The organism is Pseudoalteromonas sp. SCSIO 43095, from assembly GCF_023650455.1.
Lineage (GTDB): Bacteria > Pseudomonadota > Gammaproteobacteria > Enterobacterales > Alteromonadaceae > Pseudoalteromonas > Pseudoalteromonas tetraodonis.
On record NZ_CP087995.1, the window covers coordinates 1604950 to 1616805 of the forward strand.

Consider the following 11856-nt stretch of genomic DNA (forward strand, 5'->3'; position numbering starts at 1 on the left):
TTTTTTTACTACTTTAGCGAAAGCAAACGCATAAAGCTAAAAAAACAGGTGAAAAGGCCGTTATTTAAGGTGAGTTTCTGTAATTATTTTTTTATATAATTGTTATAAAGCTTATCCAGTGCCCCTTCTGTGGTGAGCGATGGATCTTTACTAATAAAGTGTTTAACCGTTCGGGTTACAAAATCCGAATTTTGCTTATGTAATTTTGAAAAATCTTTAATTAATGTATTACCATCTTTTGCGGCGGTGACTTTATCATGACGATGCCTGTATTGGCTCAATGCCTTATTAAAATCGCCTTGATAATCCTCGACTAAAATTTTATAAAAATCACTTTTTTGTACTTTTAATACAGTAATGCAATAGTTAAGCGCTTCTTTGAAGTCGGTAAATACGGTGCCTTCTACATCAAACTCTTTGGTTTTTTCGCGCACCGTAACGCGCGCTTCTTCAGTGGCATAACTAAACCCTGTAAAGGCGAGTCGCTCAGCCGCTTCTTTACCGAGTTTCATGCCTGCTTTAATGCTGTGCGCAAATTCATCGCTCATGTCGCCAAGCTCGCTTTCTTCCCACATGTTGTACACACGTAAGGGCTTTGCGTATTTATTTGATAGTTTCTTTTTAAGCTTACTAAAACGCTCATCAATGGTCATTAAGCGTTCATTATGAAGTAATGCATGGCATTCATAACAAGCCGCAATAGCAACAAAATCTGCTTCTTCGCCTAAATCAATAATACTTTGTAGCATGTGTAATGGCGGGCAATGATCGCGCTCTGTTGCCTCACAGCCGCAATAAAAACATTGGTTAAAATGCTGTTGCTCACATGCATAAGCTTGCTGGTAGTAACTGGCTAACGTTTTATTCACAATTGCGCTCCAAAAATATAAAATGCCACAAATTTAGGGCGCGATAATAACAGTCTGAAAAAATATTTCAGTATGAAAACGCTAAAGTGTGTCAAAAATAAATTACTTAACCTGAACTCTGGTTAAGAGATTTACTAACATATTGAATTATATTAATAACTTGGTTTGTTTTCCCCAGCTAGAAATTTACAGTGAAAACAAGGCGAATTTTCGTGTCAATAGCGGGCCTATTGCAAGTAAATTCAACGCAGTTAGCGCTGAAAATAGCTGCTTGAGATAGATTCATTATTCATAGTTCAGGTTACTTATGAACAACTTTTCATACACCTACAAAATTGCATAATTTATATACACATCTTATTACAGCTTGCCCCATTTAGTTAACAAGATTTCGGCTACATTAAGCAATACTTGAGTTGCACATAAACAAAGATGCAACTACTATGATTTCTTTCAAAGCAACTCTATATTCAACTGTATTATTGGGCGCAGCAACATTAACAGCGCCTCTAATGGCAACCACTTTTGTTGCCACTGATTCATCACCCGGTACACAAGTTTGCATGGCCGTTGCATCTAACAAACAACTGACACTGCACAAAACAATTAAAGAGCTCCATACCAACAAGCATGTAATTGGCAAAAAATTACGCTGCAATAATTTATCAGTGAATGATTTTGTAGCGCTTTATAATTTAGACAAATCTGCACGCTTTTTCAATATTGAGGCTACCACCAACACATCAATAAGGGATTTGGCAAAGGTAAATAAACCGATGGTGGTTATTATGGCGGGATCTAAATAACCTAAATTATGACTAGGAAATCGGTTTTTAATACGTTCAATTTACGCGAATCAAACACGTTAAGCAGGCCTTAGTACCTGCTTAACGTGTATTTATTATTAAATAAGCGCTGCCAACAAACCAAACAAGCCACCAAATACCCCACCCCATACAACGAGCCAGCCTAAGTGTTCGCGGATCATAGTTTGAATTATTTCTTTTACCATTTTAGGGGTGAGTTCATCTAAGCGTTCATCCACTAATTTGAGTACTGTATTATGTAAACTTTCCGCGTTATTGCCTTGAGTAAGCATATCGCTTAGTAGCATTTTAAAATCGTCGGTGCCGCTTATTTGCACCAGTGATAATTGCATTTTTTCGATAAATTTTTCTCGCATTGGCTCTACCGCCTCTGTACCGCCAAACATTGCCAGCATGCTGCCAAATTGTGATTGCTCTATCACCACTAACAAATTATCGAAAGCGGGATTTAAATCTACCTTTTCAATTACCGATTCAAAGTCTATCGTTGGCTGCGCCTTGCTTAGAAGCTTGTCTATTTTATGCTCAGAAAAGAACTCCGTAAGTATTAAATTTCTTATAGCTACTTTAAAGCTTTCAAACTTGAGCGCAATCACCCCCGATCCATATAAAAACGGGACTTTTTCAAATAGCATATGAATAGCGAGTAAGTTTGTAACCGCACCAGAGAGTGCAAATAAGCCCACCGAAAGTACAATGGCTTGATCAAATACAAAACCAATAACAACACAACACGCTGCCAATAAGTTAGTGATAAAACTTTTATTCATTTTTATTCCATTTCAGTGATTTGTATCAGAAATTGATAGTCTTAATTTTACACCGATTAATTTGTTTATTTAATCCCTTTTTGCCATAGTTTATTTATAGGTTTAAAAGGTGAGCAATTGTTATGTGGAAAACAATCAATCAACAGATCAGTCAGGCTATCCATTACGATTTTAAACACACCCATAAACGTCAGTTGCAAAACACATCAACCGATAAGCTTTTCCATATAAGTGATGGCAAGCACAATTATTTAGTTAAAATTGCGCAAAAAAATGAGCTTGATCGCTTTGAAGCACAAGCACAGGGCTTAAAACAACTCACTCAAAACAGTATATTTATGGTGCCCGACTGTATTACAACTGGCGCCAATATAGAATATGCGTTTATCGTATTAGAGTGGCTTACACTTGATGACCTTCCCCACACGCATTGGTCAACGATGGGTGAACACCTTGCCATGTTACATCAAAAACACGAGCAAGCGATGTTTGGTTTTGATACAGACAATTATTTAAGCTCTACGCCTCAACCAAATCAATGGCATAAAAAATGGGATGTATTTTTTGCAGAAGAACGTATTGGTTGGCAATTACAGCTATTAGCTGAAAAAGATATTGTGCTGGCAGACCCCGAACAACTGATAAATTTAGTAAAAGAGCAACTGCATAATCATCATGTTTTGCCCTCGTTATTACATGGCGACTTTTGGCGCGGAAACATGGGATTTGTAAATAATATTCCGACCCTATTTGACCCTGCTTGCTATTACGGTGATCGGGAGGTCGATATTGCTATGAGTGAGCTTTTTGCCCCATTACCCGATGAATTTTATAGCGCCTATAATCATCATTATCCACTCTCTCAGAACTACCAACATCGTAAGCTTATTTATCAGCTTTACCCTATTTTAAACCATGCCAATATTTATGCAGGCCATTACTTAAATCAGGCTAAAGAACACGTTGAAAAACTACTAAACTTAAATAAATGAGTAAACAAAATATAAGCACTATACTTATACTTGAACTCTAAAAAATAAATCTATTCGAGTGTTATTTTTAACGCTAATTGCATTGAATTTACTTGTAATAAGTGACTGTTGATAGCTCAATATAAGTAAATCATTTAGTCAGAGTTTAAGCTACCTAGTGTTAAGCCGTTATGTGCTATCTAGGTAAAATAACTTAATTTTTAAGGGGGTGTTATGAAAGACTTTTTATCACAACGTATCGCCTGCCCACATTGTGGACACCATATTCATTTAGACCTTGATGCCAGTATGGGCGACCAAGACTACTACGAAGAATGCAGTGCCTGCTGTAATCTAATTCATTTAAATATGCATATAGACTATGCACGTAATAAATTAGAGTTACACGTGGACAGCGATGACGAACAAATATTTTAGCTATGTTGGCGCATGTAGTTTTCGACGGTGTTTATAATAGTGTATGTTTGCTGATCAACTTCTATATTAAACTCATCACCTACAACGGCTGCACCTAAATTAGTAATATCGAGTGTTTCTGGTATTAAATGCAGCCAAAAGCCATGCTCATCAACATTGCCAACCGTTAAACTGGCGCCATTAATAGATACAAAACCTTTGTATAACACATATTTTTGCCATTTTTGTGGCAGGCTGAGCTGTATTTTATAGTTGTTTTCTAGTTTAACTATTTGCACTATTTTGGCAGTACAATGAATATGACCAGAGACTATGTGCCCACCCAGCTCAGTACCAAACGACACAGAACGCTCGTAATTGACTAAACTACCCAATTCCAGTTGTCCAAGGTTAGTAAGCTGCAAAGTTTCGTCAATAACATCAAAATGCACTTGAGCCACTACATCTTGATTACTAAGCTCTACTTTAACAACCGTTAAGCAGCAACCATTTATAGCGATGCTAGCACCTAAGTCTAAATGCTTTACGTATTGCTCATTAACAGAAACGACTAAACGTAATACACCCTGCGTATGGGTTCTAGAGACTACTGTTGCTTGAGTTTGAATAATACCGGTAAACATAAAAATCGCTTCTCTTTCTAACAAAGTGCTAGTTTAACGCATCAATCGCTAAAATAATTCACTTAAGAGCACTTTTATTCGCAACAAAAGTAAGCTTATGCAGCAATTAAATAGATTCGCTGATTGTCTACATAGATAGAGCAATCACAATAGATTACAATGCGCCCATATTTTTCTGAATAGCTGTTTTTTATGACTTTTTGTAGTTGGGAAGCTAAACGTTTACTTTCCCTCGCCTTTCCCGTTTTTTTAGCACAAGTGACCTTAGTATTAATGTCAGTGGTTGATACCATTATGGCCGGACAAGTGAGCCCTACCGATCTTGCCGCCCTCTCAATTGCTACAGGAATATGGAACCCAATTTTATTAGCAATACAAGGTATTCTATTAGCCCTAACGGGAGTCATTGCTCAATTTGCGGGTGCTAAAGACCGCAACGGCATTAGCCATTATTTTCAGCAAGCGCTTTATTTAACGCTCCTTTTAAGTATTGCAGGTTTTTGTGCTGCCCAGCTTGCCAACACCGTTATTTTACAGCTTGATACTAGCCCGGCGATTGCGGGACTTGCTTTTGATTACATTCATTTTGTTAAATGGGGTGTATTTGGTTTTTTAATTTTTACCGTGTATAGAAATATGACCGAAGGCATGGGGATGACCAAGCCTGCGTTTTATATCAGCCTACTCGGACTTGCGGTAAATATCCCACTCAATTATATTTTTATTAAGGGCTTCTTTGGTCTGCCCGCATTTGGGGGCGCTGGCTGTGGTATTGCCACCGCACTGGTATTTACTGTAATGGCTATTGCGCAAGTTACTTATTGCCAGCTGAGTAAAAAAATAGATGCCAAAGGCCTATTAACTGGCTTTGAAAAACCCAATTTTAAAACCATAGGTATTATTACCAAACTCGGTATTCCTATTTCACTCGCTACTTTTTTTGAAGTGACCTTGTTTGCCTGTATTCCCTTGTTTATTGCGCATTTGGGTGCGGTGGCTGTGTCTGGCCATCAAATTGCAGCCAGTGTTACGGCACTATTATTTATGATGCCTCTGAGCCTCTCAATTGCCATTAGCATACGAATTGGTAATTTATTTGGGCAGAATCATTTAGATCAATTAAAAGTTGCAGTATCAACAAGTTATATTATGGCGGCTATGGTTGCGTTGTTTATCGCTTTTATTACATTTATAGGGCGTGATGTGATTAGCCAATTATATAGCGATAGCCCTGCGGTACTTGCGCTTGCTTCATCAATTATGATTTTAGCCTGTATTTACCAACTTCCTGATGCATTACAAGTAGCTGCAAACGGTATTTTACGTGGTTTAAAACACACAGCGCCGATTTCGTATATTACTTTTATTTCTTATTGGTTAATCGGCTTTAGTTTAGGCTACGTATTAGCAAGAACAGACATGATAGTGCCAGCAATGGGCCCGCATGGTTTTTGGATAGGCATTATCGTTGGCTTATCAGTTGCAGCTATACTACTGATGCTGACCGTTCATAGGCGATTTAAACGTGAACCATTTATTCTCACTTAAACAATCAATCTATACCAAACTGCCGGTTAATTGGTTATTGGCGGCATGTTGTATGGTGCTTTTGGGCTGCTCAGAGCAGCCCAGTGAGGCAAATAAAACCTATTTGTCTCGCTTAAGTAATACCTTACAAACGCCTGAGCCACACACAAAGCCACTGCAACAATTAGCCTTAGTAAAGCCAGTTGAAGCGTTGCAACCTGCCATTAAAATTGGCATAACTGAACTAGCTGGTATTAGCCAATGTAAACTTAACATTCTGATAAGCGAGCATAATAATCAATTAGGCAAAACCGCCACCGCTGCTAGCCAATTGAAGTACCAAATAGATTTTATTCAAAGCGCGCAAAACTGTTTAAACACCTTAGATAAACAAAGCAACGTTCACAGTAAAATTACAGCGGCAAAAAACCAAAAACAAACTCAACTCACTTATTATTTTAATAATGTTTTATATAGTGAACCTGAACTAAGCAGCACTTGGCAGCTAACTGGCCAAGAACTCAGCAGCCAACCGGCTGGGTTTAGTGACACGGTTGAGGCGCTTAAAAAGCTAACGACCATTAAACACCAAATAGAAACTAAAGGGAGTATGGCAATAAACAGCGATGATATTTTGTCAGCGCTTGAAACGCTCAACAAATACAAATTTGACCAACAGCTTATTCAAGCTGCGCGAGAACAAATTAGCTTAAATCATACAGCAACCCAGTTTGTAAATTCATTAGTAGTAGAAGATATTTGCCCTAAAGGTAAAAACAAGCAGCAAGCTAAAATTGTCAGTAATATATTTAATAAATATTATTTAAAACAAATACAGCCTTATCAAGCACAGCTGAGCGGGTATTTAGAAACATTGCAGCCGCTTTATATGCAGCTATGGTTTAATCAAGCAGTGAGTAGCGAAGCGGTAAATGCCCTACTTGACCCAAATTCTAACAACTTACTCGCTCAGCTAAAAGCGTCAGCAAAAGAGCATGTTATCTGGTGGCAAAAATTTTATAAAACGTGCGAAATCAGTCCAATATGAATAAAAAAACGGCAAATAAACTCAAATAACATAAACATGCTTGATTCACCACTCATCACGCTATATATTAGCGACCGTTGTTAAGCAATTAACAATTCTTAAATACAGAAGTACGACTGTAGTTCAGTTGGGCGAGATTAGACCGAAGCGAAGCTTCGCAGCCGAACGAGGTGGAGGCAGGACGCCGACAGGATGAAGCTTCATGGATGAATTAAATAGTACGTAAACTCATAGTACGACTGTAGCTCAGTTGGTTAGAGCGCTACCTTGACATGGTAGAGGTCGGTGGTTCGAATCCACTCAGTCGTACCAACATTTAAGAATCCTAAAAAAATTGTACGACCGTAGCTCAGCTGGTTAGAGCGCTACCTTGACATGGTAGAGGTCGGTGGTTCGAATCCACTCGGTCGTACCAATTCAAAAAGAACGTAGGTCGGTTAAGTGGCGAAGCCGCGCCACCCGACATGGGTGAAACACCCGACATTAGGTAACATTCCAATACCAAACGCCACCCAACATAAAGCAAGGCCTGCACCGGTAATAACCAATACCAAAATCGTCGGATGACGCCTTTGAATTATCCAACATCGTCGGATGACGCCTCCGAATTATCCAACCTACGTTAATTGTTGGGAACGTAGGTCGGTTAAGTGGCGAAGCCGCGCCACCCGACATTGTGTAACCTACCACCATCAAGCAACGCCCAACATCAAAAAACATTCCAAGAAAAAACACTCACGCTCTAAACTTCCTTAATAAATATCAGGTAACATCCATTTAATCACGTTGCAAAGTCAGAATTTATTGCTTGAAAATTAATACTATGTTAACAAGTAGGCTATCTTATAAGGTTAAATATCAGAAAGTATTCTAGGAAAGGATTTACCTGTGAAGTCTGCCGCACTCATTACATTACTATTGCTATTTATTTTTGCTGGGCAAGTTCAAGCTAAAACTCTGGTCAAAGTGGGTGGCTATGAATTTCCTCCCTACGTAGAGATTGTTGACGGCCGAGCTTCAGGTCTCACCGTAGAGCTAATTAGCGAACTCAATAAAATACAATCTGACTATCATTTTGAGCTTGTGCTCACCACACCTATTCGGCGCTTTAAAGATTATCAGCAAGGTTTGTTCGATGCGGTATTTTTTGAAGATCCAAACTGGGGGTGGCTGCAAGGCAACCATATAATCAGTAACTCCCCTGTGATAGCAACAGACAGCGAAGTATTTATTGCTTTAAAGCAATTTGCAAAGTCACAAGCTTGGTTTGATAACTTAGACGATAAAACCCTCATTGGGATTTTAGGCTATCATTATCAGTTAGCAAACTTTGAAAACAATCCATCAATACTTGAAAACGAATATAAAATGACGTTACTGAGCAGTCATAAAAAAAGTATTGAATTAGTATTAAAAAAACGCAGCGATATGGCGATTGTTACCCGTTCTTACTTAAATCAATACCTCAATAAATACCCAGAAAGTAAAAAAAAGCTGCTTATATCTGAACGCGTCGCGCAAACGTATAAAAACCAGTTATTAATTCGTCCAACACAGCAACTTGGTATAAACACGCTTTATAAATTAGTAAAAAAAGCACTCTCACAAAATACTTTTGCAACTAGATTAGAGCAGCTTGGCTTATCATTTAATGGCAATAACTAGAAAATTTGCTATTTTCATCGTGTGTCGCAAACTCAACTAAAGTCATCAATAAATCACTGTGTTTATGGGTAAAACCAGTACTAGAAAGGCGTTTTTCTAAATAGGACGTAAAGTTTTTTCGTTGCAGATGTTGGCTATGTAATTTTATTAACAGCTCTGACTGCTTTTGGTTAATTAATCGCGTCTCGTAAATCGGGTCTTCATCTGGCCAATTTTCTACAGGCGAGCCCTTTTGCTTAAACACAAAATCACTAAGTGAACGCTCGATTTGATTATAATCTTGCTCCCCTAGCAGTTTTTCTATTTCCTTTAATAAGCTTGAGTACAAAACACGCGGGAAAAGCTTGTAAAAATCATGATTTTTAAAGGGCTCTCCTTGTGGAGTTTGCTGCCAATTTTCAAAACTTGCTCGCAAAGCCTGGACTAATATACGTCCTACATAATGGCTTTTTTGGAATGAGGCTCCTTGCGATTCTAGCTTTGAAAGTACGTGATTTAAGCGTTGCTTTAAGCTACGTACTTCTAATTGCAGCTCGCTTTTTTCTGTCTCTAATAATTGTATTTCTTGAGCACTGGTTGTTATTTTTTGCTCTAGTATATTTATTTTAACTTGCGCGCCATAAAACAAATCACGGGTATCATTAAGCTCAGCCATAACACTGGCATTTTTTAATTTAATACTCGAATTCCCCTCAATAGCATAAGTAGTAAGCTGTTTGCTCTGAGAGAATGCTTTATTTAAAGTACTTTCTAACTTACTCTCAATAATTTGCCCAGACTTACTGCCTCTAAGTAAAGAATGTAAAGTTGAAGAAATATGCTTTTGGTACCAATTTTGGATCTGCTCACACTGTACATCAGATAAATTAGCAAATGGATTGTCTTCACTTATTGGCTTGTTAGCCATAAAAATTCCCTCTAGTAAAAAAGACTTTTAGTTGTTATGTCGTATTAAAGTGAAATTACTTACCTTTGCATGTTAATAGCTATCGCTTTTTAAGGCTATATTTAATTGTTCTAGAAGAACCTCACTATTTAAGTTGTTTATTCCAAATAACGCACTAAACTTAAAATTAAAGATAAAATGCATTACCCTCATGAGAATATTTTTAATCGCTGCCTTAGTCTAGTGCTATCATTTTTCACTTACGCACAACCTGCGCCAGTAACCTATACGGTCGACAATAAAAACATCACGCTTCCCGGAAAGAAATACAAAAGCGGCTATGGTGTACATATGGAGTTTTACCCTTGGACGCGTGCCGTTCGTGAAGCTGAATTAGGTAAAGCTGATATTTTATTTCCTGAGTATTTTATTAGTGACGATGTAATGTCAGAAAACACTTTAACCAAAACACGTAATCCGTTATTGGCGTTATCTGAGCCCATTCCTAGTGGCGACTTATCATTTGTAGCACTTTAAGATCACAGCATAGATTACGATGGCAGTATTGAGTCTGTAAAAAAAACAGGGTTATGGGGTGGTACGCTCATATACAAATAGTAAATAATTAGATGAACTTATTGAACAAGGCGAAATAAAAACCATCGTTGCTAACAGTGAGTATCAGCTTATTCATTTGCTTTTAAATGGTCGGGTTGAGCTTATTGTTGCCGACTTAGAAGTGCTAAAAGCCAGTATTTATAAATCACTATTATCAGCTAGAGAAAAAAGAGGATGCTTAGTGCGCAAGTTGCATTAACGCCAAGCATAGAATACAAAGCCCTGTGTTATGAAATCAGTAAAAGTACGCCTAATTGGCAATTTATCTTAGATGATATCAACGCAGAAATAGCGAATGTACGTGCAAATAATGAATTTGAGCGCTTTATAAAAATAAAAAACAGCAGTGTTATAACCTTGGATAATTAACGATTTATTTTAAACTCCATGGTAACTATAAAGCTGATGCTCTCATAGCCATCAGCTATTATATAATGTTTAAAAATCAAATGGCGCTCTTACCCAGCCTTCCATTAATACACGTGCGCTGCGGCTCATACTCGCTTTAGTCACTTGCCATTGGCCATTTGTAACAACCGCCTCGGCACCTACTTTAAGTGTGCCCGATGGATGACCAAAATTAACCTCGTTAATAGCACCGCCACCAGCGGCCAAATTAACTAATGTTCCGTCAATTGCGGCTGCTGTGCCAATAGCCACGGCGGCTGTGCCCATCATGGCATGGTGTAACTTACCCATTGACATTGCACGTACTAACAAATCTATATCGCTGGCATTAACCTGCTTACCACTTGAGGCTGTGTAGTCTTTTGCTGGAGCAACAAAAGCCACTTTAGGCGTATGTTGGCGTGCTTGCGCTTCATTAATAGTATTAATTAAGCCCATTTTTACTGCGCCATGGGCACGAATGCTTTCAAGCATAGTTAACGCCGCATTATCGCTATTAATATCATCTTGCAGCTCAGTACCGGAATAACCAATATCGCTTGCATTTACAAAAATAGTCGGAATACCTGCGTTGATCATGGTTGCTTTTAACGTGCCCACGCCTGGCACTTCTAAGTCATCCACCACATTACCTGTTGGGAATAACGCGCCATCACCATCAGCAGGGTCAATAAATTCCAGCTTTACTTCAGCGGCAGGAAAGGTAACACCATCTAACTCAAAGTCACCGGTTTCTTGTACTTGAGCGTTGGCCATAGGTACATGCACTAAAATGCTTTTTTTAATGTTAGCCTGCCATACACACACAATAGCAATGCCATTATCTGGCACTCTGCTTTTATCAACTAAACCATTGCTGATGGCAAATGCGCCCACAGCAGAGGTTAAATTGCCGCAGTTACCACTCCAATCAACAAACGCTTTATCAATGGCGACTTGACCAAATAAATAATCAACATCGTGATCGGGCTGTTCACTCTTACTCAAAATAACCGTTTTACTGGTACTTGAGGTTGCGCCACCCATACCATCGGTTTGTTTACCGTACGCATCTGGGCTACCAATAACGCGCAGTAATAAGTTATCGCGCGCCTCGCCTGCCACTTGGGCAGGCTCAGGTAAATCAGTTAAATTAAAAAACACGCCTTTACTGGTGCCGCCACGCATATAGGTCGCTGGCACTTTAATTTGTGGTTTAAACATCTT

13 protein-coding genes and 2 tRNA genes are annotated in these 11856 nt (G+C 38.5%); 10 read left to right on the top strand and 5 right to left on the bottom strand.

Annotated features, from left to right (window positions below; translation table 11 throughout):
* Positions 1–83: 83 nt before the first annotated feature.
* A complete protein-coding gene (locus tag LOC50_RS07600) occupies positions 84–869 on the bottom strand; it encodes a hypothetical protein (RefSeq protein WP_076920911.1) in 786 nt (261 codons plus the stop codon).
* Positions 870–1312: 443 nt separating this feature from the next.
* Here LOC50_RS07600 and LOC50_RS07605 point away from each other — a divergent pair, with 443 nt between their 5' ends.
* A complete protein-coding gene (locus LOC50_RS07605) occupies positions 1313–1675 on the top strand; it encodes a DUF3718 domain-containing protein (protein WP_193048898.1) in 363 nt (120 codons plus the stop codon).
* A 98-nt stretch (positions 1676–1773) separates the two neighbouring features.
* Here LOC50_RS07605 and LOC50_RS07610 read toward each other — a convergent pair whose 3' ends face one another.
* Complete coding sequence (locus LOC50_RS07610) at positions 1774–2466, bottom strand: hypothetical protein (RefSeq protein ID WP_024601678.1); 693 nt, start codon at positions 2464–2466, stop codon at positions 1774–1776.
* A gap of 122 nt (positions 2467–2588) precedes the next feature.
* Here LOC50_RS07610 and LOC50_RS07615 point away from each other — a divergent pair, with 122 nt between their 5' ends.
* Together LOC50_RS07615 and LOC50_RS07620 are read left to right on the top strand one after the other, a co-directional pair.
* Positions 2589–3458, top strand: coding sequence for a fructosamine kinase family protein (locus tag LOC50_RS07615; RefSeq protein WP_036982909.1), 870 nt, complete (start codon positions 2589–2591; stop codon positions 3456–3458).
* Between the two features lie 213 nt (positions 3459–3671).
* A complete protein-coding gene (locus LOC50_RS07620) occupies positions 3672–3875 on the top strand; it encodes a CPXCG motif-containing cysteine-rich protein (RefSeq protein ID WP_008464077.1) in 204 nt (67 codons plus the stop codon).
* On the opposite strand, the gene LOC50_RS07625 is transcribed toward LOC50_RS07620, so the two are convergent.
* Complete coding sequence (locus LOC50_RS07625) at positions 3872–4498, bottom strand: riboflavin synthase subunit alpha (protein WP_138627701.1); 627 nt, start codon at positions 4496–4498, stop codon at positions 3872–3874. The genes LOC50_RS07620 and LOC50_RS07625 overlap by 4 nt on opposite strands.
* 192 nt (positions 4499–4690) lie before the next feature.
* On the opposite strand from LOC50_RS07625, the gene LOC50_RS07630 reads away from it, so the two are divergent.
* The 5 genes from LOC50_RS07630 (at position 4691) to LOC50_RS07650 (ending at position 8738) form a co-directional block, all read left to right on the top strand.
* Complete coding sequence (locus LOC50_RS07630) at positions 4691–6046, top strand: MATE family efflux transporter (RefSeq protein WP_069439356.1); 1356 nt, start codon at positions 4691–4693, stop codon at positions 6044–6046.
* Positions 6024–7073, top strand: a complete 1050-nt coding sequence (locus LOC50_RS07635; RefSeq protein WP_250652993.1) for a DUF3080 family protein — start codon at positions 6024–6026, stop codon at positions 7071–7073. Before LOC50_RS07630 ends, LOC50_RS07635 begins: the two co-directional genes overlap by 23 nt.
* Before the next feature lie 235 nt (positions 7074–7308).
* Positions 7309–7385 (top strand) — tRNA-Val (locus LOC50_RS07640).
* A 26-nt stretch (positions 7386–7411) separates the two neighbouring features.
* Positions 7412–7488: transfer RNA gene (locus tag LOC50_RS07645), tRNA-Val, on the top strand.
* Positions 7489–7961: 473 nt separating this feature from the next.
* The gene (locus tag LOC50_RS07650; protein WP_250652994.1) at positions 7962–8738 is read left to right on the top strand and encodes a transporter substrate-binding domain-containing protein; all 777 of its coding nucleotides are present in this window, start codon (positions 7962–7964) and stop codon (positions 8736–8738) included.
* Here LOC50_RS07650 and LOC50_RS07655 read toward each other — a convergent pair.
* The gene (locus LOC50_RS07655) at positions 8722–9645 is read right to left on the bottom strand and encodes a hypothetical protein (RefSeq protein WP_250652995.1); all 924 of its coding nucleotides are present in this window, start codon (positions 9643–9645) and stop codon (positions 8722–8724) included. The genes LOC50_RS07650 and LOC50_RS07655 overlap by 17 nt on opposite strands.
* 177 nt (positions 9646–9822) lie before the next feature.
* Between LOC50_RS07655 and LOC50_RS07660 the strand changes: the two genes are divergently transcribed.
* Positions 9823–10161 carry a hypothetical protein gene (locus LOC50_RS07660; protein WP_250652996.1) on the top strand — a complete coding sequence of 113 codons (339 nt, stop codon included), beginning with the start codon at positions 9823–9825 and terminating at the stop codon, positions 10159–10161.
* A 255-nt stretch (positions 10162–10416) separates the two neighbouring features.
* Positions 10417–10611 (top strand): hypothetical protein, encoded by a 195-nt coding sequence (locus LOC50_RS07665; protein WP_250652997.1) that lies wholly within the window; start codon positions 10417–10419, stop codon positions 10609–10611.
* 69 nt (positions 10612–10680) lie between these two features.
* On the opposite strand, the gene prpF is transcribed toward LOC50_RS07665, so the two are convergent.
* Positions 10681–11853: a 2-methylaconitate cis-trans isomerase PrpF gene (gene prpF / locus LOC50_RS07670; protein ID WP_250652998.1), complete on the bottom strand. Its 1173-nt coding sequence runs from the start codon at positions 11851–11853 to the stop codon at positions 10681–10683.
* Between the last annotated feature and the right edge of the window lie 3 nt (positions 11854–11856).